This is a genomic window from Streptomyces sp. NBC_01166 (assembly GCF_045039765.1).
In the GTDB taxonomy this organism is placed as follows: domain Bacteria; phylum Actinomycetota; class Actinomycetes; order Streptomycetales; family Streptomycetaceae; genus Streptomyces.
Genome location: NZ_CP108613.1, coordinates 3,620,105 through 3,641,081, shown reverse-complemented (window position 1 = coordinate 3,641,081; position 20,977 = coordinate 3,620,105). Strand labels below are relative to the sequence as shown.

Here is a 20,977-nt window from a genome sequence, read left to right as displayed (position 1 = left end):
GTGTAAGTCTGATCGAGGTCCCACCGGGGCCGACCCCACGCACCCACATAGGAGTGAACAGCATGGGCATCGCAGACCAGTTCAAGGACAAGGCGCAGGAGCTCGCCGACCAGGCCAAGCAGCAGAAGGCCGGCGGCAAGCGGGACGAGGCGCGTGAGCGTTCCTCGGGCCGCCAGGACCGTGCCTCGGAGCAGGCGCAGGGCCGTCGGCCCGGCGCCCGTGACCGGGCGCAGGACGCGGCGGACCGGACGCGTGAGCGTTCTGAGCGCTGACGGCCGACGCGTCTAGCGTCCGCGGTCTGTTGGGGCGTACCCGGGTGCCGGGTACGCCCCTTCCGCGTGCGCGGTGCGGGTGCGCCGTGCGGTGCGGGTTGCGCGCGGAGCGGGGCTTCGGGGCTCTGCCCCGGACCCCGCTCGTCAAACTCCCCCAGACTTCGTCCGGGGGACCCCCAAGGGGCTTGATCGTGCCCCGCTGGGCTCGGGTTGGGGCTGGTCACCTCGGCGGCAGTGGGGGCCTGCGTAGGTTCGGGGCCGTGTCGTAGGTGGGGGGTGTGGCCGCCGGGTGGGCGGCCAGGAGGTCCAGGGCGACCCTGACCGCGTCGTCCAGCACCGCGTGGCGGCCCTCCGCCCAGTCCAGCGGGGTGCGCAGGGCCTCCAGGTCGGGCTCGACGCCGTGGTTCTCGACGGACCAGCCGTACGTGTCGAACCATGCCGCGTTCATCGGCACCGTGATCACGGTGCCGTCGCCGAGCTTGTGCCGGCCGGTCATCCCGACCACGCCGCCCCAGGTGCGCTGGCCCACCACGGGCCCCGTCTTCAGCAGCCGGAACGCGGCCGTGATCATGTCCCCGTCGGAGGAGGTGGCCTCGTCGGCGAGGGCGACGACCGGCCCCCGGGGCGCGTTGGACGCGTAACTGACCGCCTGGGCGTTGCGGGTCAGGTCCCAGCCCAGGATGGTGCGGGTGAGCTTCTCGACGACCAGCTCGCTGATGTGTCCGCCCGCGTTGCCCCGTACGTCCACGATCAGTGCCGGGCGCGCCACCTCGAGCCGTAGGTCGCGGTTGAACTGGGCCCAGCCGGAGCCGCCCATGTCGGGGATGTGCAGATACCCGCACTTGCCGTGGCTCAACTCCCGTACGACCTCACGGCGTTTGGCCACCCAGTCCTGGTAGCGCAGCGGACGCTCGTCGACCAGGGGGACGATCGCGATGCGCCGGGACCGGCCGCCGCACTCGCCCCCGGCCGGGCGGAACGTCAGCTCCACCGTGGTGCCGCCCGCAGCCGTCAGCAGCGGGTACGGCCCCGCCACCGGGTCGACCGGCCGGCCGTCGACATGGGTGAGGACGGCGCCCTCCCGGATCCCCGTACCGGCCAGTGGTGAGCGGGCCTTGGAGTCGGAGGAGTCGCCGGGCAGGATCCGCTGCACCGTCCAGTCGCCGTCCCGGCACACGAGGTTGGCGCCCAGCAGCCCGATCGCCCGCTGGTAGTGCGGGGGGCCCTCGTTGCGGCGGGCGGGCGAGACGTACGCGTGGGAGGTGCCGAGCTCGCCCAGGACCTCGCGCAGCAGGTCGGCGAACTCGTCGGGGGAGGCGACCCGTTCGACCAGCGGCCGGTACTGCTCCAGGACGCCGTCCCAGTCGATGCCGCACATGTCCGGTTCCCAGAAGTAGGCCCGGGTGATGCGCCCCGCCTCCCCGTACGCCTGGCGCCATTCGGCCGCCGGGTCGACGTCGTGCAGGATGCGGCGCAGGTCGAGGAAGACCGTCGTGTCGTTGTCGCCGGGCTCGTTGGACGGCACGGCGCGCAGCTCGCCGTCGTCCATGACGACCAGCCGCGTCGCGTCCCCGCTGACCGCGAACCAGTCGAGATGGCCGACCAGTTCTGTCTTGCGGGCCTTGGCGATGTTGAAGTGTTCCAGTGTGGGACGGCCCGACATGTCGGCCGGGTTCGCGAAGGTCTCGCCCAGGGCGCCGGAGATCGGCCAGCGCAGCCAGACGAGGCCGCCGCCGCTGACCGGCTGGAGGCCCGAGTACTTCGACGCGGAGACGGGGAACGGGGTCACCCTGTTCTCCAGCCCCTCGAACTCCACCATGACCGTCGGCCCCTCGACCGGGCCCTCGGGGATGTCCACCGGGTCCAGGCCGCCCGCCGCGGGCCTGCCGTCCGGGAGCAGGGCGAAGGGGGAGGGGGTGGCCGAGGTGAGGGGGACCAGATACGGGCGGCAGCCCAGCGGGAAGGAGAGGTCGCCGGTGTGGACGTCGTACACCGGGTCGAATCCGCGCCAGGAGAGGAAGGCGAGATAGCGGCCGTCGCCCGTGAAGACGGGGTTCTCGTCCTCGAAGCGGCCGTTGGTGACATCGACTATCACCGGGGCGTCCGGGCCGGTGATCCGGGCGAGCTTGATCTGCCGCAGCGACCGTCCGACACCGGGGTGCGACCAGGTCAGCCAGTGTCCGTCGGGGGAGAACGCCAGATCGCGGACGGGGCCGTTCACGGACCGGATGAGCTCGGTGACCTCCGCCCCGGAGCCCCCCGCCCCGGTGTTCCCGGCCTCCACGATGCTGCCTTCGACCCGCCCGCTCTCGAGGTCCTCGATGACCTCGACGACTTCGACGGCCCCGGCCTCCGCCTCCTCCGCCGTGTCCAGCAGCAGCAGCCTGCCGTCGTTCGACGCGATGGCCAGCCGTTCACCCTCCGGGTCGGAGATCAGCTCGTGGACCCTGCCCAGCCGCCCGGCGGCCAGCCTGCGGGGCGGACGGTCGCCGCTGGCCCGGGGGAGGTAGGCGATCTCGACCGCGTCCTCCCCTTCCGCGTCCGTGACGTACGCGACCTGGCCGCTGCTGCCGAGCATCTCCGGCAGCCGGACCCTGACCCCCGGGGTGTCGGCGATCGTACGGGCGGGGCCGTCACGGTGGGTGAGCCAGTAGAGGCTGCCGCGCACGGAGACGGCGCTGGCCCGGCCCGTCTCGTCGACGGTCAGCGAGTCGACATGGCTGGACGCCGGCACCTGGTACGTACGCCGGCCCGTGCGGGGGCCTCCGAGCCGCACCTCCAGCTTCCGCGGTACCGCGTCCGGCGACTCCAGATCCTCGACCAGCCACAGATCGCCGGCGCACTGGTAGACGACCCTGCTGCCGTCGCTGGAGGCGTGCCGGGCGTAGAACGCGTCGTGGTCCGTGTGCCGGCGCAGGTCGCTGCCGTCCATCAGGCAGGAGTACAGATTGCCGACGCCCTCGTGGTCGGAGAGGAAGGCGATCCTGCGCCCGACGAACATCGGCGCGTCCAGGTGCCCGCCGATGTCCGGCAGCAACCGCTCGCCGTGGAGCCACAGCCTGCCCATGGCACCGCCCCGGTACCGCTTCCAGGCCGCCGGCTCGTGCGGCGGCTTCCCGGTGAGCAGCAGGGTGCGGCGCTCACCGTCGATGTCGGCGACCGCGATGTCGGAGACGGGTCCCCAGGGGAGCTTGCCGCCGGGGCTGCCGTCGGTGGGGACGCTGTACGCCCATGAGAAGTACGAGAACGGCTGGTTGTGCGAGGACACGGCGAGGATCTGGGACGAGTCGCCCGGATCGGGGCTCCAGCCGCAGACCCGGGCGTCGGTCGACCCCCAGTAGGTGAGTCTGCGGGCGGGCCCGCCGTCGACGGGGGCGAGGTGGATCTCTGGATCGAGCGTGCGCCAGGTCGTGTAGGCGATACGGCCCCCGTCGGGCGAGAAGCGCGGATGACTGACCCTGGTCCGGTCGACAGTCAGCCGCCACGCCCGGCCGGGCCGCTGCCCCGGCGGCGCGAGAGGAGCGACCCAGAGGTCGTCCTCCGCCGCGAAGCAGAGCAAGTCCTCGTGGAGGTGCGGGAAACGGAGATACGCGACGTCGTCACTCACCCTCCAATGCTTTCGGTGCGGAGGGCCCGCGGCAACTTGTGGTGCAGGACACAAGCGAAACTGTTTCGTTTCGCTTGGGGAGAGGAGTACGGTCAAGGTGTACGAAACAGTTTCGTTCCGTTAGTTGATCTTCGGCTGACGTACGATCCAGCGGACGCAAGGAAGAGGAGGTCGACCCATGGCACGCAGCCGGCTCACGCCCGAACGCGAGAGCGAGCTGTACTCCGCCGTGCTCGACCTGCTCGGCGAGGTCGGCTATGAAGCCCTGACCATGGACGCCGTTGCCGCCCGCACCCATTCCAGCAAGGCCACCCTCTACCGCCAGTGGGGGAGCAAGGCCGAGCTGGTCGTCAAGGCGCTCCGGAACGACAAGCCGGTGCACCTCGCCGATGTCGACACCGGTTCGCTCCGCGGTGACTTCCTGGCCGTGATGGGGCAGACCGACGACTGCAAGATGGAGAAGAACTCCGCACTGCTGCGGGGTCTGAGCCATGCCGTCCACAACAACCCCGATCTGTTCCAGGCGCTGCGCGAGCTGCTGATCGAGCCGGAGATCACCGGTCTCGGGTCGATGCTCCAGCGGGCTGTGGACCGAGGGGAAGTGCGGCCGGACAATCCTGCGCTTCCCTATGTGCCGCACATGATGATCGGTGCCTTTGCCGCCCGGGAACTGGTCGACGACCGCCCTGTCGACCAGGCGTTCCTCACCGACTACGCGGAAGCCGTGGTGTTCCCCGCCCTCGGCGTCTGACGTCCCCCTTTTCCAGTACGACCTGTCTCCCCGACGCTCCACCTGACACGCCGCTCTCGTCGTCGGGCTGGTTCCTCACGCCCTCTTCCACTCCACGACCTGACCGGGAGTACCCCTCCGTGGCTACATTCCTGTACAAATTGGGACGGCTCGCCTTCCGGCGCCGCCGTTACGTCGCCCTCATCTGGGTGGCTCTGCTGGCGCTGGCCGGATTCGGCGCCACCTCCGCGGCCACCGCCACCTCCAGCTCCTTCTCGATCCCCGGCACGGAGGCCCAGCGCGCCTTCGACCTGCTGGATGAACGTTTCCCCGGAGGCAGCGCCGACGGCGCGACCGCCCGGGTCGTCTTCAAGGCGCCGGAAGGCGAGACGGTCACCGCGGCCGCCAACAAGGCCGAGATCCAGGACATCGTCGGCGAGCTGAAGTCCGGCTCGGACCAGATCGCCTCGGTCGCCGACCCGTACCAGGCGAACGCCGTCAGCAAGGACGGCTCCACCGCGTACATCTCCGTCTCCTACAAGGTGAGCTCCATGGAGCTCACCGACGGGACGCGTGAGGCTCTGGAGGACGCGGGCCACGACGCGCAGAGCAGCGGCATGAAGGTCGAGATCGGTGGTGACGCGCTCCAGGTGATGCCGGAGACGGGCGCCACCGAGATCATCGGCGTCGCCATCGCGGCCGTCGTCCTGGTCATCACCTTCGGCTCGCTGATCGCTGCCGGGCTGCCGCTGCTGACCGCCCTCATCGGGGTGGGCATCGGGGTCTCCACGATCACCGCGCTCGCCAACGTCCTGGACCTGGGTTCCACCACCTCGACGCTCGCGATGATGATCGGTCTCGCGGTCGGCATCGACTACGCGCTCTTCATCGTCTCCCGCTACCGGGCCGAACTGGCCGAGGGCCGGGAACGTGAGGAAGCGGCCGGGCGGGCCGTCGGAACGGCCGGGTCCGCGGTGGTCTTCGCGGGCCTCACCGTGGTCATCGCCCTGGTCGGCCTCGCCGTCGTGAACATTCCGATGCTGTCCAAGATGGGCTTCGCCGCCGCGGGCACCGTCGCCATCGCCGTCCTCATCGCGCTGACCCTCGTGCCGGCGATGCTGGGCTTCGCGGGCAAGCGGGTCATGGGACGCCGGGCGCGCAAGGCCGCCGAGGCGGAGAACAAGCCCGAGGCGAAGCCGAACATGGGCACCCGCTGGGCACGGTTCGTGCTGCGCAGGCCGGTCTGGGTCCTGCTGGCCGGCGTCATCGGCCTCGGCGCCATCGCCGTACCGGCCGCCTCGCTGGAGATGGGGCTCCCGGACGACGGCGCCCAGCCGAAGTCGACCACGCAGCGCCAGGCGTACGACATGCTCTCCGACGGCTTCGGCCCCGGGTTCAACGGTCCGCTGATGGTCGTCGTCGACACCAGGAACAGCTCCGACGGCAAGGCCGCGGTGAACAGGGTCTCCGACGAGATCGAAGGCTCCGGCGGCGTCGCCGCCGTCACGCCGGCCACCTTCAACAAGGCCGGCGACACCGCGACCATCACGGTCATCCCCAAGGACCGGCCGAGCTCCGTCGAGACGGAGAACGTGGTCCACGCCATCCGTGACGCGGGTGAGACCGTCAAGAGCGAGACCGGTGCCGAGGTGCTGGTCACCGGCGCCACGGCCATGAACATCGACTTCTCGCAGAAGATGAACGACGCGCTGCTGCCCTACCTGGCGCTCGTCGTCGGCCTGGCGTTCCTGCTGCTGATGGTGGTCTTCCGCTCGGTCCTCGTTCCGCTGAAGGCGGCCCTCGGCTTCCTGCTCTCGGTGGTCGCGGCTCTCGGTGCCGTCGTCGCGGTCTTCCAGTGGGGCTGGCTCGGATCGCTCTTCGGGGTCGAACAGACCGGTCCGATCATGAGCATGATGCCGATCTTCATGGTCGGCGTGGTCTTCGGCCTCGCGATGGACTACGAGGTCTTCCTGGTCACCCGGATGCGCGAGGCGTACGTCCACGGGGAGACGCCCGGACAGGCGATCGTCACCGGCTTCAAGCACGGGGCCCGGGTGGTCACGGCAGCCGCCGTGATCATGATGGCCGTCTTCGCCGGCTTCATCGGCTCCTCGGAGCAGATGATCAAGATGATCGGCTTCTCGCTCGCCATCGCCGTCTTCTTCGACGCCTTCGTCGTGCGCATGGCCATCGTGCCGGCCGTGCTCGCCCTGCTCGGCAGGCGTGCCTGGTGGCTGCCGCGCTGGCTGGACCGTGCGCTGCCCAACGTGGACGTCGAGGGCGAGGGTCTGCGCAAGGACCTCTCCGCCGGCGGCCCGGCCGAGGGCGGCGGGGAGCGGGAGCTGATCCGCGCCTGACGCACCGAGACCCCGGGGCGCGCGTCCGAGCGGAGCGCGGCCCCGGAGCGCCGGTTACCTGTGGGGACGGGGGGCCGGGGCGACGATGAGCCCCCGTGCACGCGGCACGGGGGCTCATCCCTGCTCAGGCGGGGGTGGTGGTGGCGGCCGGCGGGCGCTTCGCCGCCTGTGCGCGGGTCCGCGACAGGAAGCGGATGACGGGGGCGATGTCGAACTGGAAGACGGCGACACCGTCCGTCGAGTGCAGTTCCAGGATCAGCTGGGCCCGGCCGCACGGCCATATCCGTATGTCGCCGCGGGTGACGGGGGAGCGCAGCCCGCGTTCCAGGAGGTCGAGGCCCAAGGTCCGGTCGGCGCCGGGAAGCCGGACCTGGACGGTCTGCGGCTCCTCGGGGTCGTAGCGCAGTTCGACGGGGACCCGCCGGGGGTCCGGGCCGTCGGTGATGAGCCGGGCTCGGGCGTGTTCTTGGATCACGAGGGACATGGCCGGCTCCTCCTGTGTGAAAATCTCTCCCCCTAATGTCCCATATATTCCCATTTGGGCATGTTGAGGGCTGGCGTAGTTGTCGTCCCTGCGCTCTTGCGAACTATTTGCAACAGGGCTCTATCATGGAGCGTTTCCCGACCCCGCAGCAGTAACGCCCGAAGCGGAGCCACTCCATGCATGTACCCGACGGTTTCATCAACGCACCCGTCTCCGCCGTCGCAGGTGTCGTCGCCGCAGGCGCGGTCGCCGTCGGTCTCCGCGGCGCCCGGCGTGAACTGGACGAGAGGACCGCCCCGCTGGCAGGGCTCGTGGCCGCGTTCATCTTCGCCGTGCAGATGCTGAACTTCCCGGTCGCGGCCGGCACCAGCGGACACCTCCTGGGCGGGGCCCTGGCCGCGATCCTGGTCGGCCCCTACACGGGGCTGCTCTGCATAGCGGTCGTCCTGCTGATGCAGGGCATCCTCTTCGCCGACGGCGGCCTCACCGCGCTCGGCGTGAACATCACGGTGATGGGGGTCGTCACCACCGTCGTCGCCTACGCGCTCTTCCGCGGGCTGACCCGTGTGCTGCCCCGCACCCGCCGCTCGACGACCGCCGCCGCCTTCGTGGCCGCGCTCGTCTCCGTGCCGGCCGCCGCCGTCGCGTTCACCCTCATCTACGCGATCGGGGGCACCACCGACGTACCCATCGGCAAGGTGCTCACCGCGATGGTCGGCGTCCATGTCCTGATCGGCATCGGGGAGGCGGCGATCACCGCGCTGACCGTCGGTGCCGTGATCGCCGTGCGTCCCGACCTGGTGCACGGGGCGCGCGGACTCGCCGCCCCGCTCAAGCTCCGTGTCGACGGTGAACTCGTCGACGCACCGGCCGCACCGGCCCCCGCACCCGCGGCCGCCCGCTCCACGCGCAGGGTCTGGGCCGCCGGCCTGGTCGCCGCGCTCGTCCTCGCCGGCTTCGTCTCCTTCTACGCCTCCGCCAACCCCGACGGCCTGGAGAAGGTCGCCGCCGACAAGGGCATCGACGAGAAGGTCCAGGAACACGACGCGGCGGGCTCCCCGCTCGCCGGCTACGGCGTCAAGGACATCAGCAACGCCCGTGTCTCCGGCGGCCTCGCCGGGGTGATCGGCGTCGGCGTCACCGTCGCCGTCGGCAGCGGCGTCTTCTGGGTTGTGCGCCGACGCCGTACGCCGGCGGCTCCCGAGTCCCGCACCACCGAGTCCGTCTGACATGGGCGCGGGTCACGCACACAAGCTCTACCGGCACGGGCACTCACCGGTCCACGCCCTGCCGCCGCACTGCAAGCTCGCCGCCGTCCTCTGTTTCGTCGTGGTCGTCGTCTCCACCCCACGCGAGGCCGTCTGGGCCTTCGGCCTGTACGCCGTGCTGCTCGCCGCCGTCGCCGCGGTGGCCCGGATCCCCGCCGGGTTCCTGCTGAAGCGGCTGGTCATCGAGGTGCCGTTCGTGGCGTTCGCGCTGCTCATGCCATTCGTGGTGCCGGGGGAGCAGACCGAGCTGCTCGGCGTCTCCGTGAGCGTCCCCGGGCTCTGGGGCGCCTGGAACGTCCTCGCGAAGGGCACCCTCGGCGTGGCCGCCTCGGTGATCCTCGCCTCGACCACCGAGCTGCGCTCCCTGCTGCTCGGCCTCCAGCGGCTCCGGCTGCCGCCGCTGCTCGTCCAGATCGCGTCCTTCATGATCCGGTACGGCGACGTCATCACCGACGAGCTGCGCCGGATGTCGATCGCACGGCGCTCCCGGGGCTTCGAAGCGAGCGGGGTGCGGCACTGGAGCATCCTCGCCAAGACGGCGGGCGCCCTCTTCATCCGGTCCTACGAGCGCGGCGAGCGCGTCCACCTCGCGATGGTCAGCCGCGGCTACACCGGCACCATGCCGGTGATCGACGAGGTGACCGCCTCCCGCACCGAGTGGGCGCACGCCGCGGCCCTCCCCGTGCTCGCCCTCGTCGTATGTCTGCTGGGATGGACCGTATGAGCCTGCCCACCGCCCCCGCCCCGTCCCTCGAGGTCAGCGGCCTCGCCTACGCCTACCCCGACGGCCACCAGGCCCTCTTCGGCGTCGATCTGACCGTGGCCCGCGGTGAACGCGTGGCGTTGCTCGGCCCCAACGGCGCGGGCAAGACCACCCTCGTCCTCCACCTCAACGGAATCCTCGACGCGGGCGCCGGCACCGTCCGGGTCGCCGGGCTGCCGGTGGAGAAGCGGCACCTCGCCGAGATCCGCCGCCGTGTCGGCATCGTCTTCCAGGACCCCGACGACCAGCTCTTCATGCCGACCGTCCGCGAGGACGTCGCCTTCGGGCCCGCGGCGGCCGGACTGCGCGGCCCCGAGCTGGAGGAGCGGGTCATGACCGCGCTCAAGCAGGTCGGCATGGAGGAGTACGCCGGGCGGCCCCCGCACCACCTCTCCTTCGGCCAGCGCCGCCGGGTCGCGGTCGCCACCGTCCTCGCCATGGAGCCGGAGATCCTCGTCCTGGACGAGCCCTCGTCGAACCTGGACCCGGCATCCCGGCGTGAACTGGCCGACATCCTGCGCTCCTTGGACGTCACCGTGCTGATGGTCACCCATGACCTGCCGTACGCCCTCGAACTCTGCCCGCGCGCCGTCATCCTGAGCGACGGGGTGATCGCCGCCGACGACCGCACCTACGACCTCCTGTGCGACGAAGACCTCATGCGCAGGCACCGGCTGGAGCTGCCCTTCGGCTTCGACCCGCGTTCCGTGTCCGTACCGCGTTCGTGAACAGGGGGTGACCCGCCACCCGTTCCACCTGCTGCGCGATGCACCATGGGGGGATGAGCGGGAGCGCGGTGGCAGGTGTGGACGTACGGGGCACGGTGGAGCCGGGATTCGAGGCGGTACGGGACGCTTTCGTCCGTAACTTCGAACAGCGCGGCGAACGGGGAGCGGCCGTCGCCCTCTACCGGCACGGCCGCAAGGTCGTGGACCTGTGGGCCGGTACGAGAGACGTCGACGGCACCGAACCCTGGGCCGTGGACACCGTCCAGATCGTCCGCTCCGCCGGGAAGGGTGTCGCCGCCGCCGTGCCGCTGCTGCTGCACCAGCGCGGACAGGTCGACCTCGACGCCCCCGTCGGCACGTACTGGCCGGAGTTCAAGGCGAACGGGAAGGAGCGTGTCCTCGTACGCCACCTTCTGGCCCACCGGGCCGGGCTGGCCGCCCTCGACCGGGCGCTGACGCCCCAGGAGGCGGCGGACGGCACCACCGGAGCCGCGGCCGTCGCCGCCCAGCGGCCCCAGTGGGAGCCCGGCACCGACCACGGTTACCACGCCCAGACCTACAGCTGGCTCGTCGGAGAACTGGTGCGCAGGGTCACCGGGCGGACCATCGGCCGCTGGGTCGCGGAGGAGATCGCACGCCCGCTCGGCCTGGACTTCTGGTTCGGGCTCCCGGCCGACGAGGCGCACCGCATCGGGCGGATCGGCCCCGTCGAGCCCCCGCCGGCCGAGGGCAGCGGTGCACTGCGCATGCGTCCCAAGCGCTCCGTCGTCGACGCCTACGCCGATCCGGCCTCGCTGACCCGCCGCGCCTTCGGAGCGATCGACCCCTTCCCCGACGAGAACGCCCCGGACTACCGCGCGGCGGAACTCCCCGCGTCCAACGGCGTCGCCACCGCGCGCGGCCTCGCCCGCTGCTACGCCGCGATGATCGGCCAGGTCGACGGAGAGCGGCTGTTCGCGCCCGCCACCCTCACCCTGGCCCGCACCGAGGAGTCCGCGGGGCCGGACCGTGTGCTGGTCGTCAGCACCCGCTTCGGCCTCGGCTACATGCTGCACGGCCCGGCGGCGCCGCTGCTCGGCCCGGGGTCGTTCGGGCACCCCGGCCGCGGCGGTTCGCTGGGCTTCGCCGACCCCGAAACGGGCATAGCGCTCGGCTATGTGACGAACGGTCTGCAGAAGGGAGTTACCGCCGATCCCCGTGCCCAGGCCCTGGTCCGGGCAGTACGGTCGGCGCTATGACTCCTCGCCTCGACGGATACGCCGCGCTCCTCACGGGCGCGGGACAGGGCATCGGGGCGGCCACCGCCCGTCGGCTCGCCTCCGAGGGGGCGGCCGTCCTCGTCACCGACCTGGACGCCGGCCGCGCCGAGCGCACGGCGGCCGGGATACGCGGGACGGGCGGCACCGCCGAGGCCCTGGCCTGCGACGTGGGCGACCGGGCGGCGGTCGAGGCGGCGGTGGCCCACGCGGTCGCCGCCTTCGGGAGGCTCGACGTCCTGGTCAACAACGCCTACGCCGACCACGTGGACGCCCCGCTCTTCGAGGACGAGGCGGACGAACCCTGGGCCCGCAGCCTCGACATCACGCTCGGCGGCCCGTACCGCTGCTCCCGCGCCGCACTGCCGCACCTGGTGGCCTCCGGCCGGGGCTCCGTCGTCAACATCGGCTCGGTCAACGGCGAACAGGACTTCGGCGGCCACGCCTACAGCGCCGCGAAAGCGGGGCTGGCCAGCCTGACCCGGACCCTCGCCGGCCACGCAGGGCCCCGCGGCGTCCGCGTCAACCTCGTCGCGCCCGGCACGATCCGTACGGACGCCTGGGCGGGCCGTGAGGCCGAGCTGGAGCGGGCCGCCGCGCTCTACCCGCTCGGGCGGGTCGGCGAACCGGACGACATCGCGTCCGCCGTCGCCTTCCTCGCCTCCCCGGACGCGGCCTGGATCACCGGCACCACGCTGCGGGTCGACGGCGGCCTGCTCGCCGTCAACACGGCCTTCCGCGCGGCCATGGACGGGGACAGGGAAACCCGGTAGCCGGGGCCCCGGACCGCTGCCTACCCTGCCCGGATGATCGACCACGGACTCACGGACCGGACCGGCCGGCGCGTCACCCTGCGCCCGGTCGACGACGCCAACTGGCGTGCGGTCGCCGACATCGCGCCCCTCGACGCCCAGCGTGCCCACGCTCCCGCACTGGCCGCCCGCTATCTGCTGCTGACCCTGCGCGAGGACACCTGGCACTCGCTCGCGGTGTACGGGGACGACGCCGTGACCGGGCACGTGATGTGGGCCAGGGACGAGGACGGCTCGTACTGGCTCGGAGGGATGCTCGTCGACGGCCCCGAACAGGGCCGGGGTGTCGGCCGCGCCGCCGTACGCACGCTGGCCGCGTGGCTGGCGGAGCAGGAGGGCTGCGAGGTGCTCCGGCTCTCCTACGATCCCGTCAACACGGCGGCCGGACACCTCTACACCTCGCTCGGCTTCCGGCCCACGGGCGAGGAGGAGGACGGCGAGGTGGTCGTGGAGCTGGCGGCATCGGCCGCACGGTGACGCCCTGCCGGCCCGGACCGCTCAACTCGTGTGCAGCATCAGGCCGATGCCGACCACCATCAGCCCGGCCGCGGCGATCCGCGGAGCCCCGAACCGCTCCTTGAAGAACAGGGTCCCTATCGCGGCGCCCACGATGATCGAGGACTCGCGGAGCGCGGCGATCGGAGCGAGCGCCGCTTTCGTCTGCGCCCAGAGGACGAGACCGTACGCGGCGACCGACAGGGTCGCGCCCAGCAGCCCCCGCGCGGCGAACGGGGCGAGCTGGGGGACCAGTTCACCCCGGCGGCGCCAGAACGCGTAGGCGGGGATGGCGACCCCCTCCAGGATCATCAGCCAGGCGATGTAGCCGATCGGTGTTCCCGAGGCGCGCACCCCCACACCGTCGACCGTCGTGTAGCCGGCGATGGCCAGACCCGTCGCGAGGGCCGCCAGGATCGCCGGCCAGTGGGGACGCTTGCCGGAGCCCCGGATGCCCCACAGCGCCAGCCCGACGAGCCCCGCCGAGGCCACGGCGACGCCCGCCGTCGCCCAGCCGTCCGGGCGCTCCCCGACGAACACGGCGGCCAGGACCGTCACGACGAGGGGGGCCGTGCCCCGGGCGATCGGATACATCTGGCCGAAGTCGCCCAGGGTGAACGAGCGCATCAGCAGCAGCATGTACGCCACGTGCAGACCCGCGGAGACGAGCAGGTACGGCCAGGCGCCGGCGGCCGGGAGCGGGGCGAAGCAGGCCAGCACGAGCCCGATCAGCGCCCCGCCGCCGGAGATCAGGGTGAAGGACACCAACTGGTCACGTATGGCATGGGCGATGGCGTTCCAGCTGGCGTGCGTGATCGCGGCGGCCAGGACGGCCGCCGCCACCAGGGGGGTCACGCCGTGTCCTCCCGCACGTCCACCACTGTGCCGCCCGCGAGTTCGACCACGCTCCCGGGGTCGAGCGCGAAGACCGTGTGCGGGGTGCCCGCGGCCGCCCAGACCGTCGTGTGGTCCAGCAGGCCCCGGTCGGCCAGCACCCGGGTCTTCGTACGGTGCCCGAAGGGCGGGACCCCGCCGATCGCGTACCCGGTGGTCTCCCGGACCAGATCGGCTCCGGCCCGCTTGACCTTTCCGGCGCCGAGCTCGGCCCTCACGCGCTCGACGTCCACGCGGGACGAGCCGTCCATCAGGACCAGGACGGGCACGCCGTCGGCCTCGAAGATCAGGGACTTGACGATCTGGCTCAGCTCGCAGCCGATCGCCGCGGCGGCCTCGACCGCGGTGCGCGTGGCGTCGGGGAAGCGGCGTACCTCGACGTCGAGGCCCAGCTCCCGCAGTGCTTCGGCGAACCGGGGGTGGGCATCGGACGAGGTCGTGGAGGGGGTGGTCCCGGAAGTGCTCATACCCGCACGCTACTGAACGGTCCTGGTGGCGGACCACGTGTTTCCCCCGGCTGTGCTGTGCCGGTCCTCACGACCCCGAGGGCGGGGGCATCCCGCCCCCGTCCCCGGGTCAGCTGCTCAGGTCGATCCGGGTGCCCGCCCCTCGCACGGCCGCGGCGTCCATGAGCAGCCGCGCCACGGCCAGGTCCTGGAGTCCGACACCCACCGAGTTGAAGAGTGTGAGGTCGGTGTCCGCGGTCCGGCCGGGCACGGATCCCGTGAGCACGTCGCCGAGTTCGCGGCGGAAGTCGTCCTCGCCGAGCGCGCCCTCGGCGAGCGGGATCAGCACCTCGCCGGACTTCTCCCGGGCCGTCGTCCAGGCGTCGACGACGATCCGGCAGCGTACGACGCCTTCCGTGTCGATCTCCCGGTGGTCGGGGCGTGGCGGGGCGCCCACGGCGTTGATGTGCTGGCCGGGGGAGAGCCACGCGCCCCGGATCAGCGGTTCCCGGGACGGCGTCAGCGTGCACAGGACGTCCGAGGCCTCGGTCACGGCCCGGGGCCCGGCCAGCACGTGCGCGTCCACGCCGAGCTCCGCGCCGATCCAGGCGGCCAGCTCCTGGCTCCGGCCGGGATCGCGCCCCCACAGCACGATCCGTTCGTACGCGCGGCCCGGCAGCAGGGCGCGGGCGTGGGCCCGGGCGAGCGGGCCGGTGCCGACGAGACCCAGGACGCGTGCGTCCTTCCTGGCGAGGGCCCGGGTGGCGACGGCGGTGGCGGCGGCGGTTCTCGCGCGGGTGACCTCGGCCCCGTCGAGGAGCGCCTCGCACTCACCGGTGTCCGCGGACACGGCCAGGACGGACGACCGCTGCACGGGCAGGCCACGTTCACGGTTGGCGGGGAGGTCCGCCAGAAGCTTCACGGTGGCGAGACCTGCCGGAGCGGAAGCCGATGCCATCGCGAGGAACGTCCCGTCCGACCCCGGGAGCCGCATGGCCGGCGGGGGCGGCAGGACGGCCCTGCCCAGTGCCAGGTCCAGGTGACAGCTCTCCACCGCCCTCTCGACGTCCTCCCGGACGTCCGCGAGCAGCGCGGCGATGTCGGAGCGGGTCAGGATCAGCGTCATGTCGTGTGTCCTCAGGGGGAGGTGTGCGGGTGCGGACGACGGCGGCGGTCAGGTGCCGCGCAGGAACGGGACGGTGAGCCCCGACGGTGCCCGGCTGCGGCCGACCAGGCCGCTCACCGCGAGCAGCGCGATGACGTACGGCAGTGTGGTCAGCAGGGGCGCGGACAGATGCAGTCCCAGCGCGGGTGCGACGAACTGGAGCGACTGCGCGACGCCGAAGAAGAGGCAGGCGACGATCGTGGGCCAGGCCCGCCAGCGGCCCGCGATCACCGCGACGACCGCGAGGTAGCCGATGCCGCCGGTGATGTTGTCGCTGAAGGCGTGCACCTCCGACAGGGCCAGCTGTGCACCCGCCAGGCCCGATACGGCTCCGGTGAGCAGCACGGCCGCGAACCGGACGGCCCGCACCGGAAGGCCGCAGCGGTCGGCCGTGGTGGCGTCCTCCCCGATCGCGTCGACCGCCAGACCCCACCCCGTACGCCTGCTGAATCCCAGCGCCAGAACCGCGGCGACGGCGAAGGCGGCGTAGCCGAGGGCGGTCTGCTCGAAGAGGGCCGGCCCCAGCACGGGGATGCGGTGCAGGCCGGGGACGGCGATCGGGTCGAAACCGGGCACGGAGTCCGCCGCTCCGTCGCCGAAGAGGACGCGGGAGCCGTATGTCGTCGCACCGAGTGCGAGGGCGTTCGCGGTGATGCCGGTGACGATCTGGTCCGCGCGCAGGACGACACTGAGCAGGGCCTGGAGCGTGGCGAAGAGCAGCCCCGCCGCCAGCGCGGCCAGTACGCCGACACCGGCGCTCCCCGAGACCAGGGCCCCTGCCGCGCCCGCGAAGGCGCCGGTCAGCATCATGCCCTCGACGGAGAGGTTGAGGACGCCGGCGCGTTCACTCAGCAGCTCTCCCGAGGAGGCCAGCAGGAGAGGTACGGCCAGGCGCACCCCGCCGGAGGCGAGCTCCTCCACGACCGCGCTCATGAGGCCCTCCCGTTGCGTGTGGTTCCGAACATGGCCGCGGCGACGAACAGGACGAGCAGGCTCTGCACGATCTGCACGGAGGAGGCGGGGACCCCGGCCGCGAGCTGGAGGTTGATGCCGCCGTTGGTGAGGAAGCCGAAGAGGAGCGACACGGCCACCACGGCGGTGAGCGAGCCCCTGGCGAGCAGTCCCACCACCAGTCCGGAGAAGCCGTAGCCGGAGGAGAAGTGCTCGGCCAGCACATACGGGGCGATGGCGACGAGGGCCGCGCCGGCAAGCCCCGCCGCGGCGCCGGCGAAGGCCAGGCTGCCCGTCTCCAGGCGTGCCACGGGGAGTCCGAGCCGGGCCGAGGCGGCGGGGGAGTGGCCGACGGACCGCAGCCGCAGCCCGACGGCCGTGTGCCGCAGCACCACACCCGTGACCACGGCTGCGACCGCCGCGATCACGACGATCGCGGTCGCGGGGGACTCGATGCCCCCGATCAGCGGCAGCCGGGCGCCTTCTGGCAGGGGCGCGGACTGCGGAAGCGTTTCGGACGAGGTCACGGGCTGGCGCAGCAGCGCCTCCTCGTGGACGGCCACCGAGACCAGCCCCACGCCGACGAAGTTGAGCAGCAGCGTGGTGATGACCTCGCTGGTGCCCCTCTTCGCCCGCAGCCATCCGGCGATCCCGGCCCAGACACCGCCCGCCAGGCATCCCGCGACGAGGACCAGCGGCACACCGAGCACGGCCGGGATGCCGGCCGGCAGCGTCAGTGCCACGGCCGCGGCGGCGAGCCCTCCCGCGCACAGCTGCCCCTCGCCGCCCACGTTCACCAGCCCGGCGCGGTGGGCCACGGTGAACCCGGTGGCGATGAGGGCCAGTACGGCCGCCGAGTTGAGGGAGCTCCCGACGGCGTAAGGCGATCCGAACATGCCCTCGACGAGGGCGTCCCAGGCGATCGAGGGCTCTGTTCCGGCACCCTTCACGAGGCCGAGACCGACCGCGCCGGCGAGCAGGACCGCGAGGACACCGACGGCGACGGGGTGCGTCAGGACCGGAGCGACGCGGGTGCGTGCCGGGCGGGCGGGGGCGGGAGCGGGAGCGGGGCGGGACAGAGGGAGGGGAGGGGGCGGCATGGCGGCTCCTTGAGATGTCAGGGCACACGTCCGGGGCGGGCGGAGGTGCCGGATGGGGACGGGTTCAGCGCTCGGCGGCGGCAGGGACCGCGCTCTCCGCTCCGGAACCAGGTGCGTGCGCGCCGAGCATCAGGGCGCCGATCCGTTCCCGGGCGTCCGGCTCCGCAGGGTCGACGGGACCCAGCAGCTTCCCCCGGTACGCCACGGTGATCCGGTCGCACAGGGCGAGGAGTTCGGACAGTTCGCTGGAGACCACCAGCACGCCGGTCCCCGCCGCGGCCGCGCCACGGATACGGGAGTGCACGGCGCCCACCGCTCCGATGTCCAGGCCGCGGGTGGGCTGGGCCGCGGCCAGGCAGATCAGCGGGTCGAGTGCCAACTCCCGCGCCAGCACGACCTTCTGCTGGTTGCCGCCGGACAGCGACGACATCAGGGCCCCTGGGCCCTCGGCCCGGATCCCGTGCTCGGTGAGCACCGAGTCCGCGGCACGGTCCATGGCCCGCCGGTCCAGGAGCACCCCGTACCGGCGGAACCGTTCGAGCCGGCCGAGGAACAGGTTGTCGGCCACCCGCAGGGGTGGCACGCATCCCTCGTGGAGCCGGTCCTCGGGCACCACGCCGAGTCCCGCCAGGCTCCGCTCACGCGGTGCCGTACGTGTGAGGTTCCGTCCGCCGAGCTCCACGCGCCCCGCGGCGGGGGCGAGGGAGCCGCCGAGCAGAGCCATGAGCTCGCTCTGACCGTTTCCCTCGACTCCGGCGACCCCGACGATCTCCCCGTGCCCGACGTCCAGGGAGACGCCGTCCAGGGCGGTGGTCCCGTCCGCGCGCCGTACGCTGACGTCGCACAGACGCAGCGCCTGCGTCGGAGTGCCGGACCTTTCCCGACGGCTGACGGAGGCCACTGTCTCCGGGGCGTCCCCGTCCGGTTCCGCGGCGTCCTCGTCGGCGGCCAGCCCGATCGTCCCGGCGAGCCCTGCGTCCAGCGAGCCGGCGGGCCGGCCGATCATCAGCGGGACCAGCCGCTCCGGCGGCAGTTCGGCCAGCGGTCCGCCACCGGACACCCGGCCGCCGCGCAGCACGGTCGCCGCGTCTCCGGCCCGTGCCACCTCACCGAGCTTGTGCGTCACCAGGACCACCGCGTGACCCGAATCGGCGATCCGGCGGCAGGTCGCCAGCAGCGCGTCCGTCTCGGCCGGGCCCAGCACGCCCGTCGGCTCGTCCAGCACCAGGAGCCGGGGCTCCCGCAGCAGGGCCTTGACGATCTCGGCCCGCTGGCGCACGCCGACGGGCAGCTCGCTCACCTTCGCGCCGAGGTCCAGATCGAGTCCGTACTCCTCGCGGACGCGCGCCACCCGGCGCGGCAGGTCCTTCAGCCGCAGCAGGCGCAGATTCTCGCCGACGGTCAGGGTGGGTACGAGGCTGAAGTGCTGGTGCACCATGGCGATCCCGGCGGCGAGGGCGTCGGCGGGCCGGCGGGGGGCGTACGGCGAGCCGTACAGGCGGAGGCCGCCCCCGTCCGGGACCAGCGAACCGCCCACGACATGGCACAGGGTCGACTTGCCCGCGCCGTTCTCGCCGAGCACGCAGTGGACGGTGCCTGACTCGACGACGAGGTCCACCTCGTCCAGGGCCCGCATCGTGCCGAAGGACTTGGTGAGTCCGGATATCTCCAGCGCGGGAGCGGCGGTGTTCATCGGGTGGTGATCTCGCCGGCCGTGATCTTCCGCTTCAGCTCGTCGAGCTTCTCGCCCACCGCCGGGTCGGTTTCGGCGCAGAGCACGATGTCGTTGTGCGGCTCCTCGAAGGTCAGCCCGAAGTGGACGGCTTCCGCCTTCCAGTCACCGGCGACCAGGTGATCCACCGCGTACTCGATCTCGGCGCCGATGTCCGTCTCCACATACCCGGCGTACGCGGGATCGCTGCCGCAGGCGTGGGCGATCGGGCCGCCGATGAGTGCTCCGTCGCGTTGGCCGGCCGCCTGGGCGACGCCCTTGTGGCCGAGGTTGAGGACCTGCCCCAGGACATCCGCGCCGGCGCCGAAGTCGGCGAGCGCGGACTGCTTGGCCTTGGCGACGTCGTTGAAGTCGCCGACGTACTGCGGAGGGAGGACCTCGACCTGCGGGTCGGCGGCCTCCGCGCCCCTGTCGAACTCCTTGGCGGCGTTCACGATCGCCGGGAGTTCCGCCCCGCCGATGAATCCGACCTTCCCGCTCCTGGAGAGCAGCGCGGAGGCCGCCCCGGAGAGGAAGGCCGCCTCGGCCTGCTGCGGGTCGTACAGCGCGAGGTTCGCGAGGGGTTCGCCGTCGGCGGGGCCCCCGATCTCGGCGAACTTCACCTGGGGGAAGCGCGCCGCGACGTTGCGTACGTCGGCGTCGGTCTGCCCGCCCAGGGAGATCACGAGGTCGGAGGTGGTGGCGAAGCGGACCAGCGCCTTCTCGTAGTCCGCGGTCGCCACCTGCTCGACCTTGCTGAACTCCACCGTGCCGGCGTGCTGCTTCTCCGCCCGCTGGTAGCCGAGGTGGGCCGAGCCCATGAAGCCGTCGTCGGAGAGCGAACCGGGGAAGAGGACGCCGACCTTGAGCTTGCCGTCGTCCTTGCCCCCGCCGTCGGCCGCGGAGGACCCGCCGCAGGCGGTCAGCAGGAGCAGCCCGGACACGACGGCCGCGGCGACCGCGACGGGGGAGGGGAGGGGTCGGGAAGGTGCCACTGGGATGCCTCCAGGGGACGGGGCCCGCGAGCCGGTTAGTGGTATACCGCTATGGCGCCCCAGTTTCCGCGCCGTTTGTTGCCACCGTGTTAGCGAGCGGTTAGCAGTAGCGGACCCGGCTGGTGATCCGCATACGGTGGGACCGTTCCGATACCGGAGGAAAGCCTTGGTGACAGCAGCCCGACCGTCCGACGCGGGACGCCCCTCGCTGCGCGATCTCGCGTACGAGACGCTGCGGCGGCGCATCATCGAGGTCGAACTCCAGCCGGGGGAGCGGCTCGTCGAGCGCGACCTGGCCGCCGAGCTGGAGGTCTCGCGCATCCCGCTGCGCGAGGCGTTGCGGCTCCTGGCGGCCGACGGGCTCGTGCTGCTGGTACCGCACCGCGGCGCACTGGTCGCGCCGTTCACGCCCGGCGACGTGCGCGACCTCTTCGACGTACGTGAATCGCTGGAGTCCCTCGCGGCCCGCCTGGCCGCGGAGCGGGCGGACGAGGAGGGGCTGGCCCGTCTTGCGGACGGCCTCGGGGCGGCCCGCGCCGCGACCCGCGCGCACGACCGTGCCGCGATCGCCGCGGCCAACGCGGCCTTTCACACCGACATCGTCGAACTCGCCGGCAATGCGCTGCTCAGCGGGGTGATGCGGCCTCTGGAGGCGCGCATGCACTGGCTCTTCCGCCTGACGGCCCAGCGGGACCCCGCCCAGCAGTGCGCGGAACATCAGAGGATGTACGAGGCGATCGCCGCCCGCGACGCCGACCGTGCGGCCCGTCTGGCCCATGAGCATGTCGCGGACGGCCGTGCCACCAGTCTCGCCCTCGCGGAGCGGTGGTCCCGCCCGGAGATCGACCCGGAGGCGATCGCCGCCCGCCGGCGACGCGGACGGGGTGACACGGGAAAGCAGGCCGGGCCGGAGGCGTGACCCGCCTCCGGCCCGGCCGTCCGG

The 20,977-nt window shown here is 72.5% G+C and carries 19 protein-coding genes; 10 read left to right on the top strand and 9 right to left on the bottom strand.

The genetic code is table 11. From position 1 onward, the window contains the following. Nucleotides 1-62: 62 nt before the first annotated feature. On the top strand, nt 63-272 hold the full coding sequence (locus tag OG379_RS16630; RefSeq protein ID WP_405663517.1) for a hypothetical protein: 210 nt from the start codon (nt 63-65) through the stop codon (nt 270-272). A gap of 220 nt (nt 273-492) precedes the next feature. On the opposite strand, the gene OG379_RS16625 is transcribed toward OG379_RS16630, so the two are convergent. Continuing rightward, complete coding sequence (locus tag OG379_RS16625) at nt 493-3,879, bottom strand: S41 family peptidase (RefSeq protein ID WP_405663515.1); 3,387 nt, start codon at nt 3,877-3,879, stop codon at nt 493-495. A gap of 178 nt (nt 3,880-4,057) precedes the next feature. Here OG379_RS16625 and OG379_RS16620 point away from each other — a divergent pair, with 178 nt between their 5' ends. Beyond that, nucleotides 4,058-4,630: a TetR/AcrR family transcriptional regulator gene (locus OG379_RS16620; RefSeq protein ID WP_393758647.1), complete on the top strand. Its 573-nt coding sequence runs from the start codon at nt 4,058-4,060 to the stop codon at nt 4,628-4,630. Between the two features lie 119 nt (nt 4,631-4,749). Continuing rightward, on the top strand, nt 4,750-6,966 hold the full coding sequence (locus OG379_RS16615) for an MMPL family transporter (protein WP_405663513.1): 2,217 nt from the start codon (nt 4,750-4,752) through the stop codon (nt 6,964-6,966). A gap of 124 nt (nt 6,967-7,090) precedes the next feature. Here OG379_RS16615 and OG379_RS16610 read toward each other — a convergent pair whose 3' ends face one another. Continuing rightward, nucleotides 7,091-7,450, bottom strand: a complete 360-nt coding sequence (locus OG379_RS16610; protein WP_405663511.1) for an SsgA family sporulation/cell division regulator — start codon at nt 7,448-7,450, stop codon at nt 7,091-7,093. Between the two features lie 176 nt (nt 7,451-7,626). Between OG379_RS16610 and OG379_RS16605 the strand changes: the two genes are divergently transcribed. The 6 genes from OG379_RS16605 to OG379_RS16580 all read left to right on the top strand — a co-directional run bounded on the left by OG379_RS16605 (nt 7,627) and on the right by OG379_RS16580 (nt 12,754). Beyond that, complete coding sequence (locus OG379_RS16605; RefSeq protein WP_405663510.1) at nt 7,627-8,679, top strand: energy-coupling factor ABC transporter permease; 1,053 nt, start codon at nt 7,627-7,629, stop codon at nt 8,677-8,679. Between the two features lies 1 nt (nt 8,680). Next, the gene (cbiQ, locus tag OG379_RS16600) at nt 8,681-9,442 is read left to right on the top strand and encodes a cobalt ECF transporter T component CbiQ (RefSeq protein ID WP_405663508.1); all 762 of its coding nucleotides are present in this window, start codon (nt 8,681-8,683) and stop codon (nt 9,440-9,442) included. Beyond that, a complete protein-coding gene (locus tag OG379_RS16595) occupies nt 9,439-10,209 on the top strand; it encodes an energy-coupling factor ABC transporter ATP-binding protein (protein ID WP_405663506.1) in 771 nt (256 codons plus the stop codon). Before cbiQ ends, OG379_RS16595 begins: the two co-directional genes overlap by 4 nt. 77 nt (nt 10,210-10,286) lie before the next feature. Further along, on the top strand, nt 10,287-11,447 hold the full coding sequence (locus OG379_RS16590) for a serine hydrolase domain-containing protein (protein WP_405668533.1): 1,161 nt from the start codon (nt 10,287-10,289) through the stop codon (nt 11,445-11,447). Beyond that, complete coding sequence (locus OG379_RS16585; protein ID WP_393758659.1) at nt 11,444-12,238, top strand: SDR family NAD(P)-dependent oxidoreductase; 795 nt, start codon at nt 11,444-11,446, stop codon at nt 12,236-12,238. The genes OG379_RS16590 and OG379_RS16585 overlap by 4 nt, the downstream gene beginning before the upstream one ends. Nucleotides 12,239-12,271: 33 nt before the next feature. After that, complete coding sequence (locus OG379_RS16580; RefSeq protein ID WP_405663502.1) at nt 12,272-12,754, top strand: GNAT family N-acetyltransferase; 483 nt, start codon at nt 12,272-12,274, stop codon at nt 12,752-12,754. Nucleotides 12,755-12,775: 21 nt separating this feature from the next. Here the strand turns inward: OG379_RS16580 and OG379_RS16575 are convergent, their stop codons facing one another. The 7 genes from OG379_RS16575 to OG379_RS16545 form a co-directional block, all read right to left on the bottom strand. Then, nucleotides 12,776-13,627, bottom strand: a complete 852-nt coding sequence (locus tag OG379_RS16575; protein ID WP_405663500.1) for an EamA family transporter — start codon at nt 13,625-13,627, stop codon at nt 12,776-12,778. After that, nucleotides 13,624-14,133 carry a YbaK/EbsC family protein gene (locus OG379_RS16570; protein WP_393758665.1) on the bottom strand — a complete coding sequence of 170 codons (510 nt, stop codon included), beginning with the start codon at nt 14,131-14,133 and terminating at the stop codon, nt 13,624-13,626. The genes OG379_RS16575 and OG379_RS16570 overlap by 4 nt, the downstream gene beginning before the upstream one ends. Before the next feature lie 109 nt (nt 14,134-14,242). After that, nucleotides 14,243-15,238 (bottom strand): ornithine cyclodeaminase family protein, encoded by a 996-nt coding sequence (locus tag OG379_RS16565; protein WP_405663498.1) that lies wholly within the window; start codon nt 15,236-15,238, stop codon nt 14,243-14,245. A 48-nt stretch (nt 15,239-15,286) separates the two neighbouring features. Next, nucleotides 15,287-16,210: an ABC transporter permease gene (locus OG379_RS16560; RefSeq protein ID WP_405663496.1), complete on the bottom strand. Its 924-nt coding sequence runs from the start codon at nt 16,208-16,210 to the stop codon at nt 15,287-15,289. Further along, nucleotides 16,207-17,328, bottom strand: a complete 1,122-nt coding sequence (locus OG379_RS16555; protein ID WP_405663493.1) for an ABC transporter permease — start codon at nt 17,326-17,328, stop codon at nt 16,207-16,209. Before OG379_RS16555 ends, OG379_RS16560 begins: the two co-directional genes overlap by 4 nt. A 64-nt stretch (nt 17,329-17,392) precedes the next feature. After that, nucleotides 17,393-19,021, bottom strand: coding sequence for an ABC transporter ATP-binding protein (locus OG379_RS16550; RefSeq protein WP_405663491.1), 1,629 nt, complete (start codon nt 19,019-19,021; stop codon nt 17,393-17,395). Beyond that, nucleotides 19,018-20,034 (bottom strand): BMP family protein, encoded by a 1,017-nt coding sequence (locus OG379_RS16545; RefSeq protein ID WP_405663489.1) that lies wholly within the window; start codon nt 20,032-20,034, stop codon nt 19,018-19,020. The genes OG379_RS16550 and OG379_RS16545 overlap by 4 nt, the downstream gene beginning before the upstream one ends. 169 nt (nt 20,035-20,203) lie before the next feature. On the opposite strand from OG379_RS16545, the gene OG379_RS16540 reads away from it, so the two are divergent. Further along, entirely contained in the window at nt 20,204-20,953 is a 750-nt protein-coding gene (locus OG379_RS16540; RefSeq protein WP_405663487.1) for a GntR family transcriptional regulator, read from the top strand. Nucleotides 20,954-20,977: the final 24 nt, after the last annotated feature.

Bases quoted from the DNA above. Each gene is read 5' to 3' on its own strand.
- OG379_RS16630 (WP_405663517.1), top strand. From the start codon at position 63: ATGGGCATCGCAGACCAGTTCAAGGACAAGGCGCAGGAGCTCGCCGAC.
- OG379_RS16620 (WP_393758647.1), top strand. From the start codon at position 4,058: ATGGCACGCAGCCGGCTCACGCCCGAACGCGAGAGCGAGCTGTACTCC.
- OG379_RS16610 (WP_405663511.1), bottom strand. From the start codon at position 7,450: ATGTCCCTCGTGATCCAAGAACACGCCCGAGCCCGGCTCATCACCGAC.
- OG379_RS16605 (WP_405663510.1), top strand. From the start codon at position 7,627: ATGCATGTACCCGACGGTTTCATCAACGCACCCGTCTCCGCCGTCGCA.
- cbiQ (WP_405663508.1), top strand. From the start codon at position 8,681: ATGGGCGCGGGTCACGCACACAAGCTCTACCGGCACGGGCACTCACCG.
- OG379_RS16595 (WP_405663506.1), top strand. From the start codon at position 9,439: ATGAGCCTGCCCACCGCCCCCGCCCCGTCCCTCGAGGTCAGCGGCCTC.
- OG379_RS16585 (WP_393758659.1), top strand. From the start codon at position 11,444: ATGACTCCTCGCCTCGACGGATACGCCGCGCTCCTCACGGGCGCGGGA.
- OG379_RS16580 (WP_405663502.1), top strand. From the start codon at position 12,272: ATGATCGACCACGGACTCACGGACCGGACCGGCCGGCGCGTCACCCTG.
- OG379_RS16570 (WP_393758665.1), bottom strand. From the start codon at position 14,133: ATGAGCACTTCCGGGACCACCCCCTCCACGACCTCGTCCGATGCCCAC.
- OG379_RS16565 (WP_405663498.1), bottom strand. From the start codon at position 15,238: ATGACGCTGATCCTGACCCGCTCCGACATCGCCGCGCTGCTCGCGGAC.
- OG379_RS16560 (WP_405663496.1), bottom strand. From the start codon at position 16,210: ATGAGCGCGGTCGTGGAGGAGCTCGCCTCCGGCGGGGTGCGCCTGGCC.
- OG379_RS16555 (WP_405663493.1), bottom strand. From the start codon at position 17,328: ATGCCGCCCCCTCCCCTCCCTCTGTCCCGCCCCGCTCCCGCTCCCGCC.
- OG379_RS16550 (WP_405663491.1), bottom strand. From the start codon at position 19,021: ATGAACACCGCCGCTCCCGCGCTGGAGATATCCGGACTCACCAAGTCC.